Genomic DNA, 25,469 nt, shown 5'->3' with positions numbered 1-25,469 from the left:
AATTAGCTTATGACTAATTCAAATAACTCTTCATTTCTAAAAAATATTTTTTCTAAGTTTAGCAAAAAGAAATTCAAATTTCTAAGTATTTCGACATGTATGATTGCAGATGCTTTTGTCGCTTTTTATCTTTATTTAGTTTACGCAAATCCGCAAACCTATCGAGAAAGCTTTAAGATTGCTTATCAATCACTAAGGCTTGTTGATCCGAATATTGCAAATGGAATAAAAGATCCTCACTTTCAAGATCAAGTTATCCAATTAATGGTCCATACGGTGATCTCAATTATTTGTGTCTACTTAATTATTCACCTAATTATTTATATCTTTCGCCTCTATAATAAAAAGTTTGCACAGAGTTATATCAAACTCTATTCATGGACAGGTGGCGTGCTTATGATCTCTATAGCGCTCTTTAATCTTGATACTCCAAGAGTGGCCATGTTTATGATTCCAGGGGTTTTACTTTTATTTAATGCACTAGGCTTTAAGCACGTGGATCAAATGAAGGAAGAATAAAATTTGTTAAGTGAGGAAGAGTCCAATCTGGCATACTGCGAGCTTGTCCCTTTGCTTTTTGCAATCCACAAACTGCAAGTAAGAATGAGTCAAAGGCCCTTACATTTTTTACAATAACTTCAAGATCATTATCGTAAATAAAGATTCCCAATTTATTCTCAATCTTTTTAACGATATCAAGGCGTGCCTCAACTCCAAGATCAAGATCCGTTAAATTGACGATATTTTTTTTAAGGACAATGCGACTCTTTAAAAGCTCTAATAGAATGAGGTTTACATGTCCTTCATAGAATTGGCACTCTTCAGGAAAGTGTCTCTTCATATATGAGAAGCGTGAAAGCATCATAAGAGATGTATTTCCAAATGAATCAAAAGTTGTATTGAAGAGCTCTAATAGCTGATCGTGATAAGAGCACCATATCCAAAAATCAAGAGAGCGATTCCAGTAAGGAATAAAGCCTTTCTTTAATCTTCTCTTAAAAGACTTCGAAAGCATGAAATCATTAGACTCTTTTACAAATGTATCGCGATCAAAATGAGTGAGGTCTTCAAAATTTCTCCTTCGCTCATACTCTTTTGGATTTTCCTCTTCCATCTTTCGATCCATCTCTAAGATCGATGCAATATCTTCACGAACCTGCTTCACATCGCCAACTGGGCATTTTGCAACACCTGGACACTTAAGGTCACAGTTATGACAAGGAGGCTTCGATAATGGAAAGTCGATAATAACGTGCTTAAGATTATACTTATCTATCCACTGATTGAGGATATCATCACCATCCTCAACGTCTTCATCACGAACTTCATCTTTTACATGTAGAATTGATTTTAAAAACCAGCGTCCGCTCCCCTCGTGATGATCAAGAAGACAGAAGAAGAAATTATCTCTTCGTCCACCTTTCATTGATAGTCCTGCAACACGATTGAAGCTTAAATTCATAGCGGTTTCTCAACACTAAACTCTAACACTTGCATATCTTTTACACGTGCTAGTTCTTTTAAAACCTGGGACTTATGCTGAGGGCCATGTGCCAGTAAGAAACATCCGCCTCCGCCAGCTCCACAAACCTTCATTCCAATAACCAAGTCTTTTTCACGAAGTTTATTATAAATATCTCGCATATCATCTGTAACAATACCCGAAAATAACTTTTCTCTTTGCGCACCCTCTTGGCAAAGCATTCCAAGAAAGTCATCGTACTCACCATTTCGAATTGCATTGTATGCGCTAAAAGTTAAATCACGAATTTTTCCAAGCCCTTCTCTTACACCATTTTGATTATCAAAGAAGTCTTTATAAACTTGCCAATTATTAATGGCCGAAAGTCTAAGTTGTCCTGAATACACAAGTGTTAAGTGTGACTCCACAAAGCTCTTAAATTCTTCATTGTAGAGCTGCTCAACTTCAATACAACTATTTGTCGCCTTTAGAGCAAGTACGCCACCATAAAGAGCAGGATAATAATCCTGATACCCACAAGGGCCCTTATTTAAAATCTTGGCCTCAATATTTTGAACTGTATTAATCGCAGTTTGGCGATGAAACTCAACTCCACAATAGTCACACAGGGCCTTATAAACAGTTACTCCCATAGAAGACGAACCACCAAGGCCTGCCCCCGGAGGAGAACCAGACTCTGTCGTTAAACGAATACCACTAGTTAATTTAAAGTGATGAAGAATTTGGGCCAGAAAAGATAAAGCTCCAAATGTATCACTATCAAAGTCTTCGTATGTGAATTCTACGCTAGAGTGTCTTGTTACCGAATCGTAATCAACTGAAACAAACTCAACACCCTCAAATTCTATTTCTTCAACCTTAACCTTGGCCTTAAGAGAAGTTGCAAGATTAAGAGTAATTGTATGTCTTAAGACCTGATTTAGTGGAACAATATCAAGAGTTCCACCAAGAAGGTCAACGCGAACCGATCCTTCGGCCTTGGCAATCATATTATCCATTATAAATTCCAATAAACGGAAGCTCTCGGTAGCGGCCATCAAAGTCAAGCCCATAGCCGATAACAAATTTATCCTCAATTTCAAAGCCGAGGTAATCAATTTGAACTTCGTGTTGTGTTTTTACTTTCTTATGTAAAAGAGTCGCTAGCTTAATTGTCTTAGGTCCTCTTTCTTTTAACATTTTCGTTAGCTCACTAATTGTAAGACCTGTGTCCACGATATCTTCAACAAGAATAACATTCTTATCTTTGATATCGACTTTAATATCTTTTGTAATGGAAACCTTTCCAGTACTTTCGGTCCCTTTGTAAGAACTTGCTCCAATGAAGTCAAAATATACAGGAGAACTCATTTGGCGAATTAGATCGGCCACAAAAACGAAGGCTCCGTTAAGCACGCCAATGATCACAACTTCCTCACCTTGAAAGTCTGAATCAATCTTAGTTGCAAGCTCTTTGATTCTTTCGTTAATTTTCTCTTCAGAAAAATAAGTTTCGATTGCCATGAATTCTTCCCCAATTCCTATACAAATGAATTATTTAAAATTTCCCCAACGCCACCTGCGCCCGGAACAATATATTGCTTTCCAGTAAGCCCAACTTCTTCATCCCACAGTGTTCCTGGAATTGTTTTAAGAACATGATCTGGAGATAGCCCACGATCAAGTCTAAGAGCATAGATTTCAACATCTGGATGATCTTTTTGCATTCTCTTAATATACTCAGGAGTTACGATAAGATTAAGTGAAATATACTTAAGTGCACGCCCTTTAACTTTGTCTTTATAATGACCAACGGCAAACGACATTGAGCCACCAGTTGCTCCCATTGGATCAGGAAGCAGAACAATTGCATTTTCTTGGCCACCACCAATTTTTGAGCCCGAAACATCAACACCAATGACCTGCTCATTCTCATCGACTTTGCGCTGAACATAGAAATGGTCTTGGCGAATTAGTTCAGGATTTAAAAAGTAATTTAAATTCTCAAAACAGATATGACTTGGAAAAGTTCCCGCGCGAGCAAGGTCTACACAAAGAACTGGCTGTTCCCTTTTTATCACCTCTTGTTTAAAGATGGCCTTCTCTGTTAATCCGGCCATACGAGAGCGCACTTCCACAACTTCTTTAGGAAACGAGTTTCCTAAAACAGATTCTAATAAAATGAAATAGAGTTTATGAATTAAGTGATTTAATTCTGGCTGAATAACACCTTCGCTTGAGAAGCGTGCAAGTAAACTTTCAGCAAGAGGATTGGAGAGAATAAAAACATTCTCTCCATACTTATGTTCGATTTGACTAATTTTATATTGGTTCGAATTTTTAGATTGTGTTTTCATTGTTCAATTTCACCTCGCCATTAGAGTTTACCTCTTTTAGGCCTCCAAGTGAAATCGAAAATGCCTTAACATCTTCATCTTCTTCGTAGTAATCGAAGTGAGCACGACAACGAGCTTCGTAAAGATCGGCCTCACCTACTAATACTGTTTTATTATTGTCAGATGGTAGTCTGTAAGACTTCGAAGCAGGTGCGCCACAAACAGTACAAATCGCTTGAATCTTCATAACATCATCAGCAATACATAAAAGCTCAGGCATTGGACCAAATGGCTTTGATTTGAAATCTTGATCAAGACCAGCACAGATAACGCGAATACCACGACGTGCTAACTTTGAAACAACTTTGATAATTGTTGCATCAAAGAATTGAACCTCATCAATTGCCACGATACGAGTTGAATCATAAACCTTCTGTAAGATTTCAACTGCGTCTTTGACAGGCTCAGCTTCCACATGACGTGACGAGTGACTTACGACATTTGTCTTGTGATAGCGATCATCAATAACAGGCTTGAAAATTTGAACTTTTTGACGAGCAATTTGTGCTCTAGTTACTCGACGGATAAGTTCTTCCGTTTTTCCAGAAAACATTGGGCCGCATACGACTTCAATGCCACCAGTTGCGTGTGCGTGACTTGCGTACATTGACTTAAACTCCTCTTAATGTCAGATTTTTTTTGTGTTGTGTCTCTAAATTCTATTATGACGGCCGGGCCAGTTTTAGGCCACTTACATCTTCTTTCAAAAAAGGAAGGCAATGCGCTCAACGCGTAAAGACTAAATAAAGCTTATCATGAGCGTTAGGTACATCACCATAAAGAGCATGAAGCCCACGATGAGTAATAACGGAGACATAAGGATGAAGAAGCTCTGCACAAATGAGAATTGCAGATTATAACGCAGTCCAAAGTACAAGTAGATCACTTGAGAAATAAATTTTAAAAAATCTCCAAAAATTGGGATGATTAAGAAGAAATTCCCAACTAACGCACCTGCTATCACATCTTCTAACTCAATATCCTTTAGGTCTTTATCGAATAGACTTGCAAACATTGTGATAATTAAACGCCAGAACTTAACAAATACCCAAGCAGAAAGTGGAAAGAAGACGACTTTAAAAAGTGTCGAAAAGAGAAAAAGCTTCTGTTGAAATTCACTTGAAGAAAAGATTGCTGGCAAGAAGCCATCTTCGGCCATTTTCCCCGCAAGATTTATTCCAATATGAATTTGTGCAAGAGAGTATAGTCCATAAATGAAAACAAAGGGCCATGAAGCTAGAGCGAAGTCTGCAAACTTTAAATTAACTCCACGCTCACTCTCCTCTTTAACGATCTCAAAAAGCCTCGCTTCTTTGATGCGTTCTATCTCTAACCTGTGGTGAGCTATATTAGAGTTCACAAGTTTCGGATAAAGAAGAAATTTAATGTATTGAATATATATTTCTAGCACGTCTCTATTTTAATCGAGTTCCTCATAAATTGAAACTAGGCAATGACCTACTCTTTAAGTTTAGTATAAAAAAACTCTTTAGGTGTTTGTAAAACTTCACGAAATTTCTCATAAGGAATACTTGAGCGATCGCGATTCTTATCGTTAGCATCTGCTGGAAAAGCTGTTTCGAAGCGAGCAATAAGCCATGTCGACTTTTGTCCATCTATTACGGCCATATAAAAAGACTGATTTAATTCAATCTTCTTTCCCACTAAGAAGCTGACAGCTTTTCCGCTAGTAAAATTAAATGTGATAGTCTCTGCCCCATCAAATTTTAAAAGATTCTCGTCTACTTCATCACTTTCAAGGATGCGATCAACTTTCAGCTTCTGTAATTCATCATAGAAAAGGTTAAGATTATCTTCAATTGCTTCTTTTATCTCAATTGTATTTCCAGCAACAGTAATAGATTTAATCTTTCCATAAGTAGAGAAGCTAAGAATATTTCTTTTCTGAGTTATTAAGGCAACTTCCTTTTGCTCATCTTTTTCAACTAAGAAATACGCTGCAAAAATAGAAAGAACTAATATGACAAAGAGATAACGATTCTTCATTAAGCTGCAAACTTCCTTCTCTGGTAAAGAACTAGAGCGATCACAAGATAAACAAGAGGTAGAACAACAATAGAGAAATAAAAAATCACTTTCTTTTCAATATCTGAAACTAAAAGTGGAATTTCTTTAAATACGACTGAGTGTAGAGAAGTCAGTTGTCCTTGACCTGATAACCAGTGATAAAGATTTGATACATATTTAAAATTACTTTGATAACTAAAGAACTTATTTGAAATAAAGGCAGAGTTTCCAATAGCAACAATTGCAGGAACTCCATCTCTTGTAATGGCCGCGGCCATATCAATAGGTCCTTCAATATCCTCACTATCTTTTTTTACATCCCCAGCGATAACAGAAATCATCTTCTTCTCTGCCCAGCCTTCAGGCGTCGAAGTTGCCAGGGCGTGGAAACTTCCCTTCTCTTCTTGTGGTAGAGTTGAAGTTATGGACGAAACAAGCGGAAAGAAAACTCTCTCAGTAAAGTCTGAATTTATATTTAGAGAATCGTAGCGAGAAATAATCGGCGCAGTCCCTTTTGATGACTCAAGTCCATTAACAGGATCCATCACGATGTCATTTGCAATATTAAGTCCGTTATCCGAAAAGAATTTCTTTATATTTGCCAGCTTTTCTCCGTGGAAATTCGGCATAATCGCTGCAAAAACTCGACCACCATCGAGGTAGTAATTTTCTAGTTTTGAGATTTCTTCTTTTGAGAAATCATTTGTTGGCTCAAGGATCGTAAAGACATCACAAGACTTGGGAATTTCATTTGCTTTTAAAAGATCAACTACATTTAAACGATAAGCCGACTGCTTAAGAACATGTAATAGTCCTGTAAAACCATTATCAGAACTGTCTTGAAATTTCGCATTATAATTAAAACAAATAGTCGGATCCTTATCTCTTTCAAGTCGAATGAGACCATTAGTAATTCCTAATTCAAGAATGCGAGTCACCACAACTTTCTTAAGTTCTGAACCTTCTTGTTTTGCTAATACAATTGAAGGAGAAACTGTCACTCCATACTGGGCGATCATATCTGGCCTTAACTCAGGATCATAAAACTTAGTCACAAGTGAAGGATTTTGATTCTTATAAAGTTCAAGTAGTGAAAGAATAGCATTCTTTGATTCTTTATTAGAAAAGACCACCATTTCAACCTTATCATCAATCTTCTTAACAGTTTTAATTGTTAGTTCAGAAAGAGTATTTAATTGTCTTTTACTTAAGTCCCAGATTGGTCCTCGTTTAAAAACAATTAGGTTTAATACTGCAAGGATACAAAATATTAGAAAGAAGGCAGTAAAGTTTGATAGAAGATTTTTTCCAAATGTACTCTTAACAAAATTTTTAACTTCTTCAAGATGAAAGTAAAAAGTTAGAAGAGTTAAACAAAGAGCAATGATAAATGTCGCGCCAACTAAAAAAATATGCTCAGGAATTATAAGAAATAGAAAACAAGCAATAAGATAAAAAATGGCACAGAGGCTTAGGGTAATTTTCTTCATTTTCTAACTCCCAAGTTTCGAATACCAATAAAGCTAAAGAAGCCAACGAAAGAAAGGATATAAACTAAGTCAAAGCTAGAAACAGCTCCTCTAGCGAAATAGAAGATATGTGAGCTAAAACTAAAGTATCTCATCATGGCCTGAATCATTTCATTATCAATAACATTCGAGCTTGCATAAATAATTAAGAAAGAAAAAAGTGCACCAAATGAAATAACAATGGATGCAATATAAGAGCGACTTAATAATGAAGCGTTAAGCCCAACAATTAAGTAACAAAGCCCTAGTCCATAAATTCCCAGCATATTTGTAAATAAAATGGCAAAGTCGTTAAAGCCTTTTGGCGCTAAGAAAAGTGGAATAATAAAAATAGGTAAAGTAATGAAAACAAGCTTCGTTGCAGCTGCAAAATACTTTGCAAAGAAGATTGAATCGTCAGTTAAATTTGAAAGCTTTAAAAGCCCAAAAGTATTTTCTCTCTTCTCCTTCACAAAGGCTCCCATCGTTAGCATTGGAGCAAAGAAGAGAAGAATAAAATTAAGTGCTGAAAATGTCGGTGCAATAACAAAGTCCACTATTGTCTTATTTGTTAATTGCGGTGCCATTTGTAGATTATTGTAAAAGATTGCAGACATAATAAAATTTGAGATGGCCGCAAAGATATAAATAATTGGAGAAGAAAAGCTTTCGCTAATTTCTTTCTTATAAATCAACTTAATACCTTTAAACAGAGGAAGCTTCTTATTCATGAGTTCCCTCCTTTTTTGCTGTTAGCTTTTTAAAGATATCCTCAAGTCCTACCTTAATATTTTGCTGCGATAAAATAGCTAAATCATTTTGAGCAAAATATTTAGATAGCGTAATTCTTAAATCACTGTCTTGTGTTTGTCCGCTAAACTCATAAAGATCATTCTTTTTAATAAAGCTTATTCCCATCTCTTTTAGGCCTTGAAGCTTATTTTCATCAACTGATTCAAACTCAACTTCAACTCTTTGATCAACTTCAAGCTGCTTTTCAATATCACCTATAGGCCCATGAGCAACAATGATACCTTCATTAAGGATTGCAATATCATCACAAATCGAAGCAAGATCACTTAACTGATGAGAAGAAATGAAGATCGTGTGATCTTTTGAAAGATCCTTAATCACGTCCTTAATTTGAATAATGGCATGTGGGTCAAGCCCAACAAGTGGTTCATCTAGCACAAGAAGCTTTGGATTGTGGCAAATTGCAGCAGCAATCCCTACTTTTTGTTTATAACCTTTAGATAAATTCTCAATTCTTTGATGAGCAACTTCTTTAAGTCCGCACTTCTCAATAACTTCTTCGATTGAATAGATATTTTCTTCAACTTGATAAATTTCTTGGACGAATTTTAGAAATGGCCTAACACACATATGGCGATAGAGCGCTGGCTCTTCAGGAAGGTAGCCAATCGTTAGCTCGCTATCTTTAACGAGACTTCCCCCCGTATACTCCTGTTCTTCAAGGATGATTTTCATTAGAGTCGACTTACCTGCACCATTTGGTCCAAGGAATCCTAAAACTCCTTTGCGACCAATTGTGAGATTCACCCCTTTGAGAACATCTTTACCAGGAAATGTTTTTCTAATGTCCGACAACTCTACAAGGTTATTGTCACTCATTCCATAAGTCCTTAATTAAAAATCCTTCTTTAAAATCCTAGCAAAAAATGAAACAATAAGAAAAGTCTTAAAATTTAATCATTTACCTAACTCTGCCGACTAGGATAAATATGACCAGAAATGTAGAACGCTTCAAGAAGCTTATTGAAAAAGCTAATAATATTGTTATTACAACTCACATCTTTCCAGACGCCGATGGTATCGGAAGTGAGATTGCCCTTTGCATGGCCTTAAGAAAGCTTGGGAAGAATGCAATCTGCATTAATGAAGAAAAATTATTCGATCGCTATCGCTACCTAGATCCAGATGGTGTGATTACAAATTACAATGATTCAAAAGACTACTTTGATAAAATTGATTTATTTATCGTAACAGATACTAACGCTCTTCCTCGCATCGGAAAGAACGTTCAAGAGCTTGTTTTAAAATCAAGCGAGCTTCTATTTATCGATCACCACCCTTGCCCAAAAGAAATTGCGGCCATCCACTGTGTCGATTCTTCAAAGGCTGCAACAGGAGAACTAGTTGGCGAGTTAATTGAGGCGCTTGGTGTAAAATTTGATAAGAAAATGGCCTTGGCCCTTTATACTTCAATTATTATCGACACAAGCTCATTCCGCTATCCTACTGTAACAGGTAATACGCATCGTATTGTTGCAAAACTTATGGATACTGGAATTTCTCCTCCTCAAGCATTTAATCAAATCAACGGTGTTAAACAAGTTGAATACATGAAGCTCATAGGAAAGGTTCTATCCTCTTGTCAAATGAGTCCTAATGGCAAGGTTGCTTGGATTTCTCTAACAGAAGAAGAGATTGAAAGCTTTGGTTGTGAAACTGAAGACACTCACGGCTTTATCAATCACCTACTCATTCTTGAAGGTATTGAAGTTGCTTGTATGTTTAGAGAAGTTGGTGACAAAGTTAAGATCTCATTTCGCTCAGTCAATCAAACAGTTGACGTTGGCGTGATTGCCCAGGCCCTTGGTGGTGGTGGACACAATCACTCAGCAGCTACAATCATTGATGGAAACCTTGCAAAGGTCATTCCTGAGGTGATTGAAAAAATTGAATTAATGATTGAGTAAGTAGACTCTACTGATTAAGAATTTTTGCCAGAACATCTCTTTCTTTATCAGAAAAATTAAATGCCCCTGCTGTTAGTACACCCTTAAGCTTTTCTTGAGTAGCTGGATCTTTTGGATCATTCTTTGCGATATCACCAAAAGGCTCTCCTTCAGGAGTGATCTTTACTTCCGCCTTTGTCGCCTCTTTAATGGCCTGCGCTTTTTTCTCTACAGGTGAAGACGCTTTTTGCACTGCTTGCCCTTGTTTAGTAGCTTTATGTTCAGCAATTGCGGCCTTCATTTTTTCTTCTTTTTCTCTTTTGTGATTTTCTATTTTTGCCTTAATTTCGCCTCTACTTAGCTCAGAAGGCCTTTCACGTCGAACGATACTTTGACCACCAGTAGATTTTGAAGCAACAGGTAAGTCTGCAGCGGCATTACTACGCCCTACTTTCTTAGTGGCCGTTGTTGAATTAGTTCGTAAATTTGTTCTGTCACTTAATAATCTCACCCCTATATTTTAACCTTTTCTCACTTGAGATGTTAGGTGGAAAATTTCGGGGGATGGGCCTTTTCGATTAAGGTTTCGACTAGTTACAAAGGCAGTGTCCATTTTCTACGGCAGTTTTGAAAGTAAAATTCTAAACGACCATCCGAGGCGATCACCCTCAAAAAAAGTCATGTAGAGCACCACTAAGTAGCTGAAATAACAAGACCATTTCTGAAAAAATTTACATTTTTTTCAAAAAAAGTAAATTCAGATCAACATCACCTTGTTTAAATTCTTGATTTCTTCATAATGCATTTATCGAAATTGAAGAGAGAACGATTTGTGGTCTTTGTCGTACGTCAGTGGAGTTCAATTAGTTGTAAAAGAGCACAAGCCTTCAAAGAGACTTCTATTAAAAGGAAAATGAATAATCAATAGAAAGTCATTTGAGGTAATTATGAAAAATTCTGTAGTATTTAAGCAATCAAAACTTTTAATCACTTCTGCACTTATGGCCCTGTCACTATTAACGACGTCATGTGGTTCGGGGGACAGTTCTAGAAACATGGACATTCCAGGTGTAGATGGACCAAAAGTAGTCCTTCTAGGTGATGATATCTTAGTTGATATTATTTTAGAAAACGTTGTTGTTGAGGGTGGAGCTCGTTTCAATATCCCTAACTACACAAATTCTTATGTTGAAATTTCACCAGACCTTCAATCAAACGGTACACTACTTGCTTTCTCTGTATCGTTAGATGATATTTTTGGCGGAAAAGTTGATCGTCTTGATCCACTTACTCTACCAGGTGGACGTGCAATTCCAGGTGTTTCTGGTGGTGCCCTTCCAGCAGTTGCTTTCTCAGTACCAAGTATTAAGAACATCGCTTTTTACGTAGGTCCACAAATCTTTGGTATTTGGGTTCCAGTAAACAACCTTAATATGGCAGGTGCAATGCTTACAACTCGTTTCTACACTGATAGCAAGAGAGTTGGTAACCTTTCACTTGTTGGTGAAGATGCAAATGGTGAAAACGGTGGTTTCTTCTTAGCGCTTACAGTTTCAAGCTCACAAGAAAGATCACTTGAAAGACTTGCTGATAGATACTAATCAGAAGTTTTAAAAATTCTGTAATAACTGACCAAAACATTCTATACAGGAAAAATGCCCCTAGGAATCTAGGGGCTTTTTTTTTCTTCAAAAAAAATTAAGAACCCCTTCATATCTGTCGATAGATGAACATACGAGAGAATTTTTTCCTATAAACTAGTGAGGTATGGATATGGAAATCACATTAAGAAAAAGACTACTGACAGTCGTGGCTCTACTAAGCTTCTCTTTCTTCTCTGTTTCTTGTGGAGAAGGAAATGTTGAAATCCCAGGTGTTGATGGACCGAATGTTAATCTACTTGAAGATAACGTTGTCGTTTCAATGGTACTTGAAGATGTTTCAATTATGGCAGGTGCTACTTACAAAGTACCAAAGTACAAGAAGTCATTTATCGGACTTAACCCTAACCTAGAAGGTGCTGGTTCAGTTCTAACGTTTACTGTTTCACTTGATGATATTTTCTCATCAGATGTAAATAGACTAGACCCTAAGACTCTTCCTGGTGGACGTATGATCCCAGGTGTAGCAGCAGGTGCTCTACCAGCAGTAGCATTTACTGTTGAAAAAGTTAAAAACATGGCATTCTATGTTGGTCCAAAAGTTTTTGGTATTTGGGTACCACTACAAAACTTTAACCTTTACGGATTTGCATGGACAAAATCATTCAAAGCTGGTGACAAGAGAGTTGGTAACATCTCACTATTTGGTCAAGATGAGAATGGTGAAAACGCAGGTTTCTTCCTAGCTCTATCAGTTAAATCTGCATACGAGAAGAGACTTAAGAAGCTATCACGTAAGTATTAAGCATCTACAAAATAGAAGGCCCGCTTATAGCGGGCCTTTCTTATTCAGCTTGAGTAACCCAAATCTTCCATCTAAACTTCGTCTCTTCATTATTATCAAGAACAATCTTAATTGGACGAGTTCTCCCCTCTAGATCGTTAATAACAAAGAATTCATTTCCTAGAATACTTGTCATATTATAAAGACCTTGATGAAGGTTATAATCGATTAGATACTTAATAAACGTTAAACTCATTGGGGCCTGAAGGCTTCCAAGGTTATCAACTCTCTTCATTTTAGAAAGTTGTTTTCTTGTTTGATAGCTTCTTAATGAACCGTTGAATCTTTCAAGAGTTTTCTTTGAGAATTTATAATCGTCTTTAAAAGAAGGCATTGCTACTTCAGTTTGTTTCTTAGACTTCTCATAATTTAAGACTGCCGTTTCAAACGCAGAAAAAACAATCTCTTTAACTGGCTCAGGCTTCTTTGGTTCAGGCTTAGGTTTTCTAATGATTTTAATTGTTTTTATATCAACAGTTTTGATAACCTTAGGCTCTTTAACTTCAACCTTTGCTACAATTTTAGGTTCTTCTTTAACGACCTTTTCTTCAACTAAAGTAATCCCCTTCTCATCAAACTCTCGCAAAGAACCAAACCAGAAAACTTTTAAGTCATCCTCACCCTTTAATGCGGTACGAATAATCTCAGCACTCTTCTTATCGATAGAAACTTGATCCTTTGTCATCTCTTCATAACGAGAAAAACAAGACTCACCTTTTCCACTAGCATTGATAATTTTATAGGCACTCGTCGTTAAAATTTCTTTCTTAATCTCTTCAACATTTAGCGCAGATAAATAGCTATCTTCCTCACTACACAAGCTTTGAATTTCACTCTTAACGAATTGGCAGCTGTTAATAATAGAAGTCTTGCTATCACCACCAAAGTGACTGCTAAGAATCTTAACTAAAGTTGGATGGTAATTTGCTAAATCAAAACGTCGATCCGTTTGGAGCTTAATAGGATACTTCCCCCAGTCAACGATATCGGGAAAGTAGTCAGATACTCTTTTAGTAAAGAGTTTCATATCTTTAGACTTCGGCTTACATGATTTAAAAATTGCATCATAGCTAAGAGCGCAACTCTTTTCATCACCTAACTGATAAAGAGCAATACTTGACTGACGGTAAAACTCATAAAGACTTGCAATACTTGTTAGTCGCACTAGGTAGCGCATATACTCAATATTTTCAGTCATCTCATGCTTTGAACAGGCAAAGTTAGGATAGATATAGCGATCAAATTCTTGAGTTAAATCAAAGATAGCAGGCTCAAGCATTACACTAAAGTATGTGCGTCCTGTAACCTCATCAAGGAACTCTTGTTTATCGTTTTGATAATCAATAACTAATCGAGGGTCCAGTGGTCCTTCATAGACTTCAAAGTCCCACTCACCCTTTTTCACGTCTAAGGCCGAGGCAGTAAAACCCAAGGCAAAAATTTGTAAGTATTTAAAAATATTCATCCTCTTTATTTTACCCAGATAAGACTCAGGGCAGGAACATAGGTAATAATGGCCAAACAAATTAGTAAAATAAGAAGAAAAGGTAAGGCCGAGCGATACAGTTCAGTAATCGGTCTCTTAAATCGAATAGAACTAATAAAGAGGTTTATTCCCACTGGAGGAGTTATATAGCCGATCTCTAAATTTGTTAAAAAGACGATGGCCAAGTGAATTGGATGAATATCAAACTCTTGAGCTAATGGAAGGATGAGAGGTACGACGACAATTATCGCACTAAATATATCCATTAAACTTCCAACAATTAAAAGGAAGATGTTCAAGAAAGCAAGAAAAGCGTACTTGTTCGTAAGAATGTGGTTAAAAGCACCAAAGAGTTGATTAGGCACCTCTTCATCTACTAAGAAATTAGTTAAGCCAAGAGCACAACAGAGAATAATTAAAATAGCACCTACCATTGTCATTGAATCCACAACGATTTTAGGTACATCCTTTGTAAAGCTTAGATCACGATAAACAAAGCACTCGATCATTAAAATATAAAACGCAGTAAAGGCAGCTGCTTCTGTAACCGTTACAATCCCACCGTAAATTCCGACAAGTACAGCAGGGGCCAAAAATAATTCAAACGCTGCGCCCTTTAAAGAAAGAAGCGCCTCTTTCAAATCAAACTTCCCTCTTTCACTATGGTTCTTCGGAGCCTTTAAGATTGAATAAATTGCTAAACCAATGATGAGAAGCATTCCTGGAACAATACCGGCCTTAAAAAGCTGATCAATATCCACTCCTGCTACAATTCCATAGAGAATAATTGGTAAGCTTGGTGGAAAGAGAAGACCTAAAGAACCTGAAGTCGTAATAAATCCCATCGTGAATTTATCATCGTGACCGCGATTCATAAGAATTGGATAAATTAATCCACCTAAAGCAACAATCGTTACCCCACTAGCACCAGTAAAGGCAGTAAAGAAAGCACAAAGAACGAGTCCAACAATAGCAACTCCTCCAGGCATCCATGAAAGTAGCGCATTCGTGAAACGAAATAGTCTTTTTGGTGCATTCGATTCAGCAAGTAAGTATCCAGCAAAAGTAAAAAGAGGTATCGTTAGAATTGTCGGAGCCGATGCGAGACGGTAAATTTCAACAGAGACGGCCGACGGCTCAATTCCATTATGAAAGAAAGCTGCAAGGGCAAGACTTCCAAGAACTACAAAGAGTGGCACTCCAATTAGTGCCAAAATAAATGCGGCAATACTAATTGTTATGAGGCTCATAATCTTCCTTAAAATTTAAAAATGCCAAGATCGTGCGAATGAAGATCAGGGCGAAGCCAATTGGAATGATTGCAACTAAAACAGAAGAGTGCAATCCCAGTGAAGTTAAGTTTCCAAATTGTTTCTCGACATTATAGAACTGAACACCTGAAGCAAAAAGCCAAGTCGTTCCAACAATAATACACACTTGAGTTATCTTATTTAGAATGAATAAAGAACGGTGTTTACCTTCACTCTCTAAAAATTTTGGTAAAATCTCAATTGCAATATGCCTCGACTTTCCACTGGCAAGTGTTGCACCTAAGAAGGCCAGAGCAAATACGAGATGTCGAACAAGTGGATCAACCCAAGAAAATGAAATATCAAACCAACGAAAGATAATGGCCAAAACACTTAAGCCTAGCATAACAGCAACATTGGCCACAACTAGCCAGCCTACAACGAGATCTGTAACTTCTTCTATCTTGCGTATCATGAGTTCTTTCTACTTCTTTTGAGCTTTTAAACTTTTTTCAAGTCTATTATATGCTTCTTCAGAAAATAATTTTCCTTTTAACTTTTTAATTGTTGCCTCACGTACTTCATATCCACGTTTAATATCGGCATCACTAAATTTAACAAATTCAACACCAGATGCCTTCATCAGATCAAGAGCATCTTGATTGTCTTTTTCATTTGTCGCCTTAACAAGATCAATATACTTCTTAGAAATTGCTAATACCTTCTTTTGGTTTGCAGGAGAGATCTTATTAAAGACTTTATCATTTACTAAGAAGGCTCCAACAGACATTGTAAGAGGGAAATCAATAAGATATTTAACTTTAGTATTCCACTGCATTGATAGAATCGCTAAAGGTGGTGCATAAGCTGCTTCAATGATTCCAGTTGAAAGAGAAGACAAAACATCAGGAAGAGGTAGCTGTACCGAAACAAGTTTCATCTCCCCAAGAATAGTTTCAACAAGAGGATCCCCTTCCCAAGACCAGATTTTTACACCTTTTAGACTATCAATAGAAGAAATCTTTGTTTTTGAAACAAAGTAAACCATCCCAATATCAAAGAAGCCAAGATTAACGAAATTACTTTCATTTATTTTCTTATTTAAAAATGGCGTTAAATCATCAAGTGTCTTTAGGGCCTTCTTGCGATCATGAAAAAAGTTAAAAGGTATTTCGACAACACGAACATCACCATTGATATCACCAAGTGTCTTTGCAGTAAAAACTCCACCGTGAAGTTGTCCAACGCGAATCTTTCTTAAAACATCTGGTTCATCTCCTTGAGATCCACCGAAGTAGAACTTCACTTTTACTTCACCATTTGTTTCTTTCTTAATGGCCTTTGCCATTTTCTTAAGATTCTTTGCCCAGTTCGTTCCCTCAGGAGTTAGAACACCAACTTTTAAAGTTAGGGCCATTACATTCGTCGTTAATAGTAGAATTAATAATGCTTTAAATTTTGACATGATTTTTCCAATTAGAAGATCTCTTCTTCTAAGCCTTCAATTATTTTTAATCTCTTACGTGCAATTAAATTAAAAAGGTTATTGTAATCAACCTTTGGTGTTTCAATTTTTCCACCACTCCAATAAGTTGGCTCCATCTGCTCACGGTGAAATTTATTCATTTCTAATTTCTGATTACGATAGATATTTTCTTCAAACATTGGAACCGCATAAAACTGAATAAATGAAAGTCTAACTAACATATTATTTGGCCATTTTTGAATAGCTTCTTCAAATAAGCGCTTACCAGTTACAGGGTCCCCACCAAGTCCACGAGGTCTTGAAGCAGCGTAAGAAGCATTGAAAATATCACAAGCACCTTGCGCTAAATTTCCATTCTTTTCACATGACCAATCGTACATAACCTTTGCAAGAGGAAGATAAGCGACGGCCCTCATATTATCTCTTTGTAGATTAATGATTGAAGCAAGCGTTTGTCCTGTATAGAAAACACCTTCGATATTTGTAGCGTTATCACTTAAGTTTTCATCAAGTAATTTTTTAAAATCTTCTGGTGAAGAAATGTAGCGAGTGAAATCAAAATCTTTAAATCCTCGTACTTCAAAAAATAGCGCAGAATAATTTAGAGCACGTGTGTAATTTGAAAGAGCATTAACTCGGTATTTTGAATTTGATAGTTCTTTAAGTTGATCTTTAAGATAGTAAGTTTCATCGATGGCAAATGCCTTACCGCTATATGCTTTTATGAGAGTAACAATGAATTCAGGATTTTCGCGATCAGCGGCGTAGAGGTTTTCAACTAATTTAATATTGCTATCAATTGTCGATTCAAATAAGTCCCAGTTATCTTCAGTAAAAACGGCCTCAGATGTCTCAAAGATCATATCCCCCATCTGGTTAGTGGCCACTTTCTTTATACTTGAGCAAGAAACTAGATTTATGAACAATATCAGCAATGCCAACATTTTTTTGCAATTCACAGGCGATCCTTATAATTAATATAGTAGTAATTTGCCTTATCTATTCAGTAATTACAAGTGGTTAATGCATTTTCATTGACGCCCAAATCCCTTAGTGATAGCCGTGTTGCACCATTTCTAACCTCGTGATATGATTAGGGAAATATTTCGAAAGGCTCAATTTTTTGCTAATTTGTGCCGAGTATATATTTAAGTTACTAAACTTTGTCACGGAGTGACCATTGAGAGTAGTTTTTCTACGAGTAGATGAACTACTTACCTAATCGGATTTAAGTTCTGGAGTCTCTTGAATCTTATTACGATTAAGGTAAGTGATTTTTTAACCTTTAATCGTTTAATAAGGAGATGGAGATGTCATCACAAGAAACATCTAACGAAAAATTATCGTCTAACACGAACAACAGCGTAATTGGTCAAATTAAGCTAAAGACTATTCGTAAGTCAGCTTCACTAAAGCCAAGAAAATCACTATTAAAAGTGAGAAGCTTAAGACCAACTCGTGCAGTTCTTGGTAGAACAGCAACACAAGAAGACGCGGAATAAGAATAGGCCCACAGCTTTTTTCTTATTTATCTTTTCTTGCGATTTCCCTTAGGAGAAATCAGCTGCTTGTCGTACGTAGCTTTTAAGCTACGTAGTGTTTCCTCGCGTATCTCTTCCAGTTTTTTCAGTCTCTCTTCATGTAAATGATTGAGGTAATTCTTTTTGGCTATGAATAAGTTATTGATATAAGTAACTTGAAAGCCTCTAAGCTCTCTGTAGCAAAGATCTTTTTCTATTTTAGTTAATTTATGCTGACTGGCCTCGATATCCTTATGATCTAAAACAAATGTCGAGTAATCCCCAGAGCAAACACCCTTTTTAAGATCAATATAATGATCAATTTCTTTTCTTATGATTTGAGTCTTTGTTACGTAATCTTTTGGAGGGATATTCTTCACCTCTTCAATTTTCGCATACATTACTTTACTCATCTCTTTTTCAGATTGAGTCTCACCTTTGTCTGCTTGAGCATAGACAGTCAAAGTCGGTATGAATAAAAGAGTCATTAAAACTGATTTCAATTTAGGGCCTTTTTTATCTTAGCTAAGTAATATTCAGTATCTTTATTATGCGCAAAGACGAAGCTTATGGCCATTTTTTTAAACTTAGACTGAAGTCCTTGAGTAAGTTGAACTTGATTTTTTGCTACGCCGAATTTCTTTGCAACTAACTTTTCAATACCAGCATTGGCCTTTCCATCTTCAGGAGGGGCCTGAGTGCTAACGATAAGTTGCCCAGTTTCCGCAACACTCACCTTTTCAACTTTTGCACCAGGCTTTGCCCAAACTTCAAGTTCAACTATTAATTCACTTTCACTATTCGAAAGAGTAATGAAGTTCAGGCATTGTGTTTTTAAATAGTCTTTTATTGAAATAATTCTCTCCAATTGCTGCTCTCAAATCCAAGCTCATCAAGAAAAGTTTTCATTTCAGCAATAAAGTCAGCGAGAGGAAAACCTACAACATTTGAATACGAGCCACTCATATGTTCAACAAAGAGTAGACCTTGTCCTTGAATTCCGTACGAACCCGCCTTATCAAGGGCCTCATCACTTTCTAAATAAAGTTCTAAAATTTCGGGTGAAATATCTGTGAACTTTACTTTTGAACATCTTGAAAAAGTATATTCCTTGTCTCTATAGGCCATATATACAGCTGTAAAAACATCGTGCTCTTTACCAGATAACTCTAGTAGCATCTGCCTTGCATGGTCGCGATCATTAGGTTTTCCTAAAACTTTATCACCTATAGCAACGAGAGTATCAGAAGCGACAACAAAGACATTTCCATCTTTTGGAAATTCTTGCGTAAAGATATCTCTTCCCTTTAGCTCGGCCAATTCTTCGACAATATCTTTTGGATGTTCTTTAGTTGTTATTTCTTCAACAGCTGAAGGCTTAATTTGAATCGGAACTTTCATCCAAGATAGTAGTTCCTTTCGACGTGGACTCCCTGAGGCCAGGATAAATTTCAGTGTAGATACCATTTAACTTCTTCCATAGTTCTTGTTTTTCTGAATTAAGCTTTGGAAAATAACTTCTCGAATTCTCCATCGCACCGATTTTATAGTAACTTTCTTGTGCCTTCGTGTAAAAATCTTTTCGTAGGACATCTTTATCACGACGGTTTGCTCGATTTAAAACAGACTTTCGATAACGATCAGCGATCGCAAGATTTGTCGTTTCAACCTCTCTAACATGAGTCCATAGAAATTTTAGACGCTTTTCTAATTCTTCTTTTTTCCAAAGTCTCAAACCATAATTTTTGGCTAACTGAACCTCATCACCTTCAGCAAATAATGGCTTTCCGTAGCGTTCTAAAAAGATTTCACGAGTATAGTAGATTCCGTAAATTCGCTTCGTAAATAATTCATTTTGACTTAAAACTTCAGAGTCTTTCGTGACAAAAACATTTCGATTAATGAAAGAAAATTTATACCAACTTCCATATTCTAACTCTTCAAAACTATCATTTTCATAACCACGTAAGTTTACTTTTGGAGATGAGGCCAAGTCATTTTTGTATCCTAACTGTTCATCATCTCTGAATTTAAGGTAGCTATCATCACCAATTGAAACATAAGTTTCAAATGATGGAGAATAGGCTTCAAATGAATACAATGGAGATTGTATAAAGAATCGACTCTTTCTTATGACATTTTTATTGTTCTTTTCTATCGCCTCATTAATAAAGCGAGTACGAGATTTATAACGTAGTCCATCTTCAAAAAGATACTCATTCATAGAAACATCTTTATCAAAAACGACGGGATTGGTTTTATTAATAGGAAGAGGAAAGAAAACAGAATCAGTATCTCTTTGGTCCAACTCTTTAAGTTTTTCTTTTGAGCGTGAAATCAAAAGAACATTTCCTACATTCATACGAATATTGAAAAATACTTCGTCTTTTAAAATATTCATTTCTTTTAGTGAGATTGAACTTTCAGGTGCTATACGAATCAATGTACCATCAAAGAGCATAAGCCAAAGGTAGCTATCGATACCAGTTTCAATATCATCATTTTCTTTTATCAGAGATCGAAAACCAATTTTATTATTTCCAAGCTTTCGAAAGAGAGTACACTCCCCCACACATTTGATCACACGGCCAATCTCTTCATCGATACCTGAGATTTTTTCAAGATCACGCCAAAGTGGATAGCTTTCTTTAAAGCGTAATTCCTCTTTCCACTCATCAAAGTCTAGCCACTTCTGGGCCTTAAGCTCATCCCATTTGATTAGAGACTTACGGTCGTCCTTAAACTTTGTTTCTAACTCTGATGAGCTAGCAAAAGTTGAAAGTGTAATGGTTAAAATAAATAAAATACGTAGCATCATGAACTTTATCGACAATTTCGGCCACCGGCCCTAACTGTGCCGCGAATTTGCAAGTTTTTCGGTAAGAATTGCCACTTTCAGGCCCATCTAAACTGTCAAAATCATGGGTTTCATGTTAAATTTTGGGCCAAATATTAATTTACACATAACTATAACAGACAAGGTTGATACGATGAGTCAGGATAACGGACAATTTTCTTTTGTTAACACAGAACATGAAGTCTTAAAATTTTGGGAAGAGAATGAAATTTTCCAAAAATCACTAGAACAAACAAAAGAGAAAGAGCCATATATTTTCTACGATGGCCCTCCATTTGCCACAGGTCTTCCTCACCACGGTCACCTACTTGCTGGAACGCTAAAAGATATCGTTCCAAGATATTGGACAATGAAAGGTCGCTACGTTCAAAGAAGATTTGGATGGGATACTCACGGTCTACCGATCGAGCAAGAAATTAATAAAAAATTAGAAATGACTGCACACGAAGCACTAGAGAAACTTGGTGTTGCTGGTTACAACCAAGAGTGTCGCTCAATTGTTGATCGCTACACAACTGAATGGCGTAAAACTGTAACACGCCTTGGACGTTGGGTAGACTTTGACAATGACTATAAGACAATGGATCCAACTTTCATGGAATCATGTTGGTGGGTTTTCAAATCTCTTTGGGATAAGAATATGGTCTACAAGGGAACAAAAGTTGTTCCTTACTCAACTGGTCTAGGAACAGGTCTATCAAACTTTGAAGCAGGTCTTGATTACCGTGACGTTCAAGATCCGGCCGTAACTGTACTTTTCAAATTAGATGATCCAGCTAAAGCAGGTGCAGATTATGTTGCCGCATGGACGACAACTCCATGGACGCTTCCATCGAACCTTGCTCTTTGTGTTGGGCCAGATGTTGATTACGTTCGTGTAAAAGATAACGACCGTGGTGTAACAATCATCTTCGCTGAAGCAAGAGTTGAAGCTTTTGCAAAGAAGCGCAACCTTGAAGTTGTTGGGGAATCATTCAAAGGAAGCGAACTTCTAGGTCTTACTTATGAGCCACTTTTTGACTTCTTCGCTGATCTCAAAGCTGAAGGTGCTTTCAAAATCTTAAATGACGACTACGTAACAACTGACAGTGGTACTGGTATTGTTCACCAAGCACCGGCATTCGGGGAAGACGATAATAGAATTTGTAAAGAAGCTGGCATGATGGCAGAAGTTTGCCCTATCGATGATGCTGGTCAATTTACAAAAGAAGTTTCAACTTATGCAGGTCTTTATGTAAAAGATGCTGATAAAGAAATCATCAAAGAACTAAAAGATAATACAAAATTATACGATCACGGAAACCTAGTGCACAGCTATCCATTCTGCTACCGCTCAGGAACTCCACTAATCTATCGTACAATCCCACAGTGGTATGTAAAAGTAGAAGAGATCGTTGATAAGCTTGTTGCAAATAACGAGCAAATCCACTGGGTACCTGGTCACATCAAAGCAGGTCGTTTTGGTAAGTGGCTAGAGAACGCTCGCGACTGGGCAGTTTCTCGCACACGTGTTTGGGGAACTCCTCTTCCAGTTTGGATCAACGATGAAACAGGAAATATGAAATGCCTTGGCTCAATTGCAGAGCTTAAAGAGCTTTCAGGAGTTGAACTTACTGATCTTCACCGTGAGTACACAGATGAAGTGACATTTACAATCGAAGGTGAAGCAGGAACTTATAAGCGTATTCCTGATGTATTCGACTGTTGGTTCGAATCAGGATCAATGCCTTACGCTCAACTTCACTACCCATTTGAAAACCAAGAAATGTTTGAAAATGGATTCCCTGCAGAGTTTATTGCTGAAGGTCTAGACCAGACACGTGGTTGGTTCTACACACTAACAATCCTTTCAACTGCCCTATTTGATAAGCCAGCTTTCAAGAACGTAATTGTTAATGGTTTAGTTCTTGCTGAAGATGGAAAGAAAATGAGTAAGTCTCTAAGAAACTTCACTGCTCCAGATGAGCTTATGGAAGAATTCGGATCAGACGCTCTAAGACTATACCTAATCAACTCAGGACTTGTGAAAGGTGAAGAACAACGCTTTACAGATGCAGGTGTTAAGGACATGGTTCGTCGTGCCCTTCTACCATGGCTAAACTCTTTCAAATTCTTCCAAACATATGCATCAATTGATGGATGGAATTTAAGTGAGCATGCTGAAAGTGGCGACAATATTACTGACAATTGGGTAATCTCAAAACTACAAACTCTTAAAGAAAATATCGAAGCTGAAATGGCACAGTACCAACTTTACAACGTTGTTCCTGCCCTATTCCACTTCATTGAAGATTTAACAAATTGGTATATTCGCCTTAACCGATCACGTTTCTGGGGCGAAGGACTAACATCAGATAAGAAACAAGCATACACTGCACTTTTCACAACACTAAAAGAAGTTACGATTGCAATGGCACCATTTGCACCATTCTTATCTGAGCATATCTTTAGTGAACTTAAGAAATTTGATTCAAGTGAAAAGAATCTTTCAGTTCACCTTTGTGACTACCCTGTTGCTAATAAAGAACTTAAAAATTCAATCCTTGAAGATGCAGTTGATAGAATGCAACAGATTATTCTTCTTGGACGTCAAAAGCGTAATCAAGTACAAATCAAGGTTAAGACTCCACTTGCTCGTCTAAGTGTAATCCACAAAGACCAAGCTTTACTTGATGAAATCAAGAAGCTTGAAGGATATATCCAGTCAGAACTTAACGTTAAAACTGTTGAGTATACTACTGATGAAGACCACTACATCAAACTATACGCTAAACCAAATTCTCCTGTTCTAGGAAAACGTCTAGGAAAAGATTTTGGTAAGTTTATGGGGATCATCTCAAAGCTTGGAGCAGCTGAGCTGAATGAGCTTGAAGAAAAAGGAAGCCTAGAACTTGCTGGAGAAACATTTGAGCCTTCAGATATCTTAATCTTCCGTGAAGCAAAAGAAGGTACTCAGGCCCTATCAAATCGTTATATCTCAATCGATATCGACACGAACCTTTCAGAAGAGCTAATCCTTGAAGGTCTTGCTCGTGAGGTTGTAAACAGAATCCAAAGAACAAGAAAAGATTCTGGTTTCAATGTTGAAGATAGAATTGAAGTAACTTTTGCAGCTACTGATCTTCTTGCAAAAGCAATCACGACTCATACTGATTACATCACAAAAGAAACTCTTGCTAACTCTCTAACTGTTAGCACAGGGGAACTTGAGCATGAGTTTAAGGTTGATGATGAAAATCTAAAAATGACAATTGTTAAAGCTTAATCAGCATATAAAAAGAAAGCCTCCATTACGGAGGCTTTTTTTATTCTTTAATTAACATATATCCAATCGGTTGTGGATTTAGATCAAAACATTCATTTCGTTTATAATCTTCTTTTGCATCTAAAATAGTACCTTGAACTTCAATACTTCCCGAAGCAGCTTTCATCACAATCTCATCTGCTACGACAAACCATTTCCCAGTTCTAACTTCTCGATCTGTATATTTCAAGATTCCAGTTGTTAAACACTGTTTCTCCTTTTTAATAAAAAGTGTCCCTGACTCTTCATCTATTTCATATACTTCAGAAAATTCTTTCACTTCTTTAGAGAAATGATTAAATAACTTCACCTCATATTTTGATAAAACTGAAATACTTACAAATTCTTGCCCTTTCTTAGGTTTAGAGATCACTCCATTTTTCATTACGCGTGTGACTAACCTTGTTTCTTCAGCTTCATAAAACTCAGCTTTTTGAACAAGAGCACCAGTATAGACTTTTTCCATCCTCAAGTTTTCACATCCGTCAGGTTGAACTAAATTTTGAAACTCTTCAAAATTCACTTTTCCTGTTACACACTTTAAAGATTTTCCTAAATCATATTTAATATTTTCCCCATTAGTAAGAATTAGGGACTTTGTCTGCAGATAGACTTCATGTGAAAGAAAATTTCCTTCTTCAAGTTCAAAAAACGAAAGTTTTCCTTCGTTTTGATTATAAACAGCTTCATTTGATAAAACCTTCCCATATTTTGAAATCAATATGAAACGGCCTTCAATAACATCTTCACCTAGATTTATTTTAAGATTTACGAAGTTCTCTACTCCATCTTCATAAATGTTTTGATTGTTAGAATAATCAAAATTAAATAGAAATATTTTTTGGTTTGTAATACCGATCTTATTACACTCACTATCGCTAAATAGAGAACTCTCTAACTTATTACATTCAAGTAGAAATGATTTGCTTGAGATCATTGCTTGATTAGCACTTTCTTTACTTTTGTCACTACCTGAGCCACAAGAAACTAATACAAATAACATAACTAAACTTAATACTTTCATAACT

General features: G+C 36.6%; 27 protein-coding genes. 6 read left to right on the top strand and 21 right to left on the bottom strand.

Features of this window, described 5'->3' with window-relative positions; translation table 11 throughout:
• Positions 1-9: 9 nt before the first annotated feature.
• Positions 10-519, top strand: coding sequence for a hypothetical protein (locus ABMA70_RS12810; RefSeq protein ID WP_392993051.1), 510 nt, complete (start codon positions 10-12; stop codon positions 517-519).
• Here ABMA70_RS12810 and ABMA70_RS12805 read toward each other — a convergent pair.
• From ABMA70_RS12805 to ABMA70_RS12760, 10 genes are all read right to left on the bottom strand, one after another.
• Positions 488-1,462, bottom strand: coding sequence for a hypothetical protein (locus ABMA70_RS12805; RefSeq protein WP_103219230.1), 975 nt, complete (start codon positions 1,460-1,462; stop codon positions 488-490). The two genes, ABMA70_RS12810 and ABMA70_RS12805, sit on opposite strands and share 32 nt — an antisense overlap.
• Positions 1,459-2,481: a hypothetical protein gene (locus ABMA70_RS12800; RefSeq protein ID WP_158246952.1), complete on the bottom strand. Its 1,023-nt coding sequence runs from the start codon at positions 2,479-2,481 to the stop codon at positions 1,459-1,461. Before ABMA70_RS12800 ends, ABMA70_RS12805 begins: the two co-directional genes overlap by 4 nt.
• Positions 2,474-2,986: a hypoxanthine phosphoribosyltransferase gene (gene hpt, locus ABMA70_RS12795; protein ID WP_103219228.1), complete on the bottom strand. Its 513-nt coding sequence runs from the start codon at positions 2,984-2,986 to the stop codon at positions 2,474-2,476. Before hpt ends, ABMA70_RS12800 begins: the two co-directional genes overlap by 8 nt.
• Before the next feature lie 17 nt (positions 2,987-3,003).
• Positions 3,004-3,819, bottom strand: a complete 816-nt coding sequence (locus tag ABMA70_RS12790; RefSeq protein ID WP_103219227.1) for a uracil phosphoribosyltransferase — start codon at positions 3,817-3,819, stop codon at positions 3,004-3,006.
• On the bottom strand, positions 3,803-4,465 hold the full coding sequence (locus ABMA70_RS12785; protein ID WP_103219226.1) for a thymidine kinase: 663 nt from the start codon (positions 4,463-4,465) through the stop codon (positions 3,803-3,805). The genes ABMA70_RS12790 and ABMA70_RS12785 overlap by 17 nt, the downstream gene beginning before the upstream one ends.
• Positions 4,466-4,597: 132 nt before the next feature.
• The gene (locus ABMA70_RS12780; protein WP_103219225.1) at positions 4,598-5,269 is read right to left on the bottom strand and encodes a hypothetical protein; all 672 of its coding nucleotides are present in this window, start codon (positions 5,267-5,269) and stop codon (positions 4,598-4,600) included.
• A gap of 47 nt (positions 5,270-5,316) precedes the next feature.
• Positions 5,317-5,865, bottom strand: coding sequence for a hypothetical protein (locus ABMA70_RS12775; protein WP_392993055.1), 549 nt, complete (start codon positions 5,863-5,865; stop codon positions 5,317-5,319).
• Entirely contained in the window at positions 5,865-7,376 is a 1,512-nt protein-coding gene (locus ABMA70_RS12770; RefSeq protein ID WP_392993058.1) for a Gldg family protein, read from the bottom strand. The genes ABMA70_RS12775 and ABMA70_RS12770 overlap by 1 nt, the downstream gene beginning before the upstream one ends.
• A complete protein-coding gene (locus ABMA70_RS12765) occupies positions 7,373-8,125 on the bottom strand; it encodes an ABC transporter permease (protein ID WP_103219222.1) in 753 nt (250 codons plus the stop codon). Before ABMA70_RS12765 ends, ABMA70_RS12770 begins: the two co-directional genes overlap by 4 nt.
• On the bottom strand, positions 8,118-9,026 hold the full coding sequence (locus ABMA70_RS12760; protein WP_103219221.1) for an ABC transporter ATP-binding protein: 909 nt from the start codon (positions 9,024-9,026) through the stop codon (positions 8,118-8,120). Before ABMA70_RS12760 ends, ABMA70_RS12765 begins: the two co-directional genes overlap by 8 nt.
• A 110-nt stretch (positions 9,027-9,136) precedes the next feature.
• Here ABMA70_RS12760 and ABMA70_RS12755 point away from each other — a divergent pair, with 110 nt between their 5' ends.
• Positions 9,137-10,114 carry a bifunctional oligoribonuclease/PAP phosphatase NrnA gene (locus tag ABMA70_RS12755; RefSeq protein ID WP_103219220.1) on the top strand — a complete coding sequence of 326 codons (978 nt, stop codon included), beginning with the start codon at positions 9,137-9,139 and terminating at the stop codon, positions 10,112-10,114.
• Between the two features lie 7 nt (positions 10,115-10,121).
• Here ABMA70_RS12755 and ABMA70_RS12750 read toward each other — a convergent pair whose 3' ends face one another.
• Entirely contained in the window at positions 10,122-10,604 is a 483-nt protein-coding gene (locus ABMA70_RS12750; RefSeq protein WP_103219219.1) for a hypothetical protein, read from the bottom strand.
• A gap of 436 nt (positions 10,605-11,040) precedes the next feature.
• On the opposite strand from ABMA70_RS12750, the gene ABMA70_RS12745 reads away from it, so the two are divergent.
• Entirely contained in the window at positions 11,041-11,694 is a 654-nt protein-coding gene (locus tag ABMA70_RS12745; protein ID WP_103219218.1) for a hypothetical protein, read from the top strand.
• Between the two features lie 172 nt (positions 11,695-11,866).
• Entirely contained in the window at positions 11,867-12,499 is a 633-nt protein-coding gene (locus tag ABMA70_RS12740) for a hypothetical protein (protein WP_103219217.1), read from the top strand.
• 40 nt (positions 12,500-12,539) lie between these two features.
• Here the strand turns inward: ABMA70_RS12740 and ABMA70_RS12735 are convergent, their stop codons facing one another.
• Genes ABMA70_RS12735 through ABMA70_RS12715 form a run of 5 tightly spaced genes read right to left on the bottom strand, consistent with a single transcriptional unit; the run spans position 12,540 to position 17,647 of the window.
• Complete coding sequence (locus ABMA70_RS12735) at positions 12,540-14,003, bottom strand: hypothetical protein (protein ID WP_392993064.1); 1,464 nt, start codon at positions 14,001-14,003, stop codon at positions 12,540-12,542.
• Between the two features lie 5 nt (positions 14,004-14,008).
• Positions 14,009-15,274 (bottom strand): TRAP transporter large permease, encoded by a 1,266-nt coding sequence (locus tag ABMA70_RS12730; protein ID WP_103219215.1) that lies wholly within the window; start codon positions 15,272-15,274, stop codon positions 14,009-14,011.
• The gene (locus ABMA70_RS12725) at positions 15,255-15,749 is read right to left on the bottom strand and encodes a TRAP transporter small permease (RefSeq protein ID WP_103219214.1); all 495 of its coding nucleotides are present in this window, start codon (positions 15,747-15,749) and stop codon (positions 15,255-15,257) included. Before ABMA70_RS12725 ends, ABMA70_RS12730 begins: the two co-directional genes overlap by 20 nt.
• Positions 15,750-15,758: 9 nt before the next feature.
• Entirely contained in the window at positions 15,759-16,739 is a 981-nt protein-coding gene (gene dctP / locus ABMA70_RS12720) for a TRAP transporter substrate-binding protein DctP (protein WP_103219213.1), read from the bottom strand.
• Positions 16,740-16,750: 11 nt separating this feature from the next.
• Complete coding sequence (locus ABMA70_RS12715) at positions 16,751-17,647, bottom strand: TRAP transporter TatT component family protein (protein ID WP_392993069.1); 897 nt, start codon at positions 17,645-17,647, stop codon at positions 16,751-16,753.
• Positions 17,648-18,070: 423 nt separating this feature from the next.
• Here ABMA70_RS12715 and ABMA70_RS12710 point away from each other — a divergent pair, with 423 nt between their 5' ends.
• On the top strand, positions 18,071-18,262 hold the full coding sequence (locus ABMA70_RS12710) for a hypothetical protein (RefSeq protein WP_103219211.1): 192 nt from the start codon (positions 18,071-18,073) through the stop codon (positions 18,260-18,262).
• A gap of 26 nt (positions 18,263-18,288) precedes the next feature.
• On the opposite strand, the gene ABMA70_RS12705 is transcribed toward ABMA70_RS12710, so the two are convergent.
• The 4 genes from ABMA70_RS12705 to ABMA70_RS12690 are packed head-to-tail and all read right to left on the bottom strand — an operon-like array spanning position 18,289 to position 21,098.
• Entirely contained in the window at positions 18,289-18,783 is a 495-nt protein-coding gene (locus tag ABMA70_RS12705) for a hypothetical protein (protein ID WP_103219210.1), read from the bottom strand.
• Positions 18,780-19,148, bottom strand: coding sequence for a DUF167 domain-containing protein (locus tag ABMA70_RS12700; RefSeq protein ID WP_103219209.1), 369 nt, complete (start codon positions 19,146-19,148; stop codon positions 18,780-18,782). Before ABMA70_RS12700 ends, ABMA70_RS12705 begins: the two co-directional genes overlap by 4 nt.
• Positions 19,127-19,681, bottom strand: coding sequence for a nucleoside triphosphate pyrophosphatase (locus ABMA70_RS12695; protein ID WP_233189738.1), 555 nt, complete (start codon positions 19,679-19,681; stop codon positions 19,127-19,129). Before ABMA70_RS12695 ends, ABMA70_RS12700 begins: the two co-directional genes overlap by 22 nt.
• Positions 19,659-21,098: a hypothetical protein gene (locus ABMA70_RS12690; RefSeq protein WP_392993074.1), complete on the bottom strand. Its 1,440-nt coding sequence runs from the start codon at positions 21,096-21,098 to the stop codon at positions 19,659-19,661. The genes ABMA70_RS12695 and ABMA70_RS12690 overlap by 23 nt, the downstream gene beginning before the upstream one ends.
• Positions 21,099-21,270: 172 nt before the next feature.
• Between ABMA70_RS12690 and ileS the strand changes: the two genes are divergently transcribed.
• Entirely contained in the window at positions 21,271-24,402 is a 3,132-nt protein-coding gene (ileS, locus tag ABMA70_RS12685; RefSeq protein WP_103219248.1) for an isoleucine--tRNA ligase, read from the top strand.
• Positions 24,403-24,442: 40 nt separating this feature from the next.
• On the opposite strand, the gene ABMA70_RS12680 is transcribed toward ileS, so the two are convergent.
• A complete protein-coding gene (locus ABMA70_RS12680) occupies positions 24,443-25,465 on the bottom strand; it encodes a hypothetical protein (protein WP_392993077.1) in 1,023 nt (340 codons plus the stop codon).
• Positions 25,466-25,469: the final 4 nt, after the last annotated feature.

The organism is Halobacteriovorax sp. XZX-3 (assembly GCF_043196495.1).
Taxonomy (GTDB): Bacteria; Bdellovibrionota; Bacteriovoracia; order Bacteriovoracales; family Bacteriovoracaceae; genus Halobacteriovorax_A.
Note: the sequence above shows the minus strand (reverse complement) of the source record. Positions and strands in the feature narration are given on the sequence as shown.

Bases quoted from the DNA above. Each gene is read 5' to 3' on its own strand.
- ABMA70_RS12805 (WP_103219230.1), bottom strand. From the start codon at position 1,462: ATGAATTTAAGCTTCAATCGTGTTGCAGGACTATCAATGAAAGGTGGA.
- ABMA70_RS12725 (WP_103219214.1), bottom strand. From the start codon at position 15,749: ATGATACGCAAGATAGAAGAAGTTACAGATCTCGTTGTAGGCTGGCTA.
- ABMA70_RS12800 (WP_158246952.1), bottom strand. From the start codon at position 2,481: ATGGATAATATGATTGCCAAGGCCGAAGGATCGGTTCGCGTTGACCTT.
- ABMA70_RS12790 (WP_103219227.1), bottom strand. From the start codon at position 3,819: ATGAAAACACAATCTAAAAATTCGAACCAATATAAAATTAGTCAAATC.
- ABMA70_RS12810 (WP_392993051.1), top strand. From the start codon at position 10: ATGACTAATTCAAATAACTCTTCATTTCTAAAAAATATTTTTTCTAAG.
- ileS (WP_103219248.1), top strand. From the start codon at position 21,271: ATGAGTCAGGATAACGGACAATTTTCTTTTGTTAACACAGAACATGAA.
- ABMA70_RS12710 (WP_103219211.1), top strand. From the start codon at position 18,071: ATGTCATCACAAGAAACATCTAACGAAAAATTATCGTCTAACACGAAC.
- dctP (WP_103219213.1), bottom strand. From the start codon at position 16,739: ATGTCAAAATTTAAAGCATTATTAATTCTACTATTAACGACGAATGTA.
- ABMA70_RS12760 (WP_103219221.1), bottom strand. From the start codon at position 9,026: ATGAGTGACAATAACCTTGTAGAGTTGTCGGACATTAGAAAAACATTT.
- ABMA70_RS12735 (WP_392993064.1), bottom strand. From the start codon at position 14,003: ATGAATATTTTTAAATACTTACAAATTTTTGCCTTGGGTTTTACTGCC.
- ABMA70_RS12770 (WP_392993058.1), bottom strand. From the start codon at position 7,376: ATGAAGAAAATTACCCTAAGCCTCTGTGCCATTTTTTATCTTATTGCT.
- ABMA70_RS12785 (WP_103219226.1), bottom strand. From the start codon at position 4,465: ATGTACGCAAGTCACGCACACGCAACTGGTGGCATTGAAGTCGTATGC.
- ABMA70_RS12680 (WP_392993077.1), bottom strand. From the start codon at position 25,465: ATGAAAGTATTAAGTTTAGTTATGTTATTTGTATTAGTTTCTTGTGGC.
- ABMA70_RS12745 (WP_103219218.1), top strand. From the start codon at position 11,041: ATGAAAAATTCTGTAGTATTTAAGCAATCAAAACTTTTAATCACTTCT.
- ABMA70_RS12695 (WP_233189738.1), bottom strand. From the start codon at position 19,681: ATGAAAGTTCCGATTCAAATTAAGCCTTCAGCTGTTGAAGAAATAACA.
- hpt (WP_103219228.1), bottom strand. From the start codon at position 2,986: ATGGCAATCGAAACTTATTTTTCTGAAGAGAAAATTAACGAAAGAATC.
- ABMA70_RS12690 (WP_392993074.1), bottom strand. From the start codon at position 21,098: ATGATGCTACGTATTTTATTTATTTTAACCATTACACTTTCAACTTTT.
- ABMA70_RS12740 (WP_103219217.1), top strand. From the start codon at position 11,867: ATGGAAATCACATTAAGAAAAAGACTACTGACAGTCGTGGCTCTACTA.
- ABMA70_RS12775 (WP_392993055.1), bottom strand. From the start codon at position 5,865: ATGAAGAATCGTTATCTCTTTGTCATATTAGTTCTTTCTATTTTTGCA.
- ABMA70_RS12730 (WP_103219215.1), bottom strand. From the start codon at position 15,274: ATGAGCCTCATAACAATTAGTATTGCCGCATTTATTTTGGCACTAATT.
- ABMA70_RS12755 (WP_103219220.1), top strand. From the start codon at position 9,137: ATGACCAGAAATGTAGAACGCTTCAAGAAGCTTATTGAAAAAGCTAAT.
- ABMA70_RS12765 (WP_103219222.1), bottom strand. From the start codon at position 8,125: ATGAATAAGAAGCTTCCTCTGTTTAAAGGTATTAAGTTGATTTATAAG.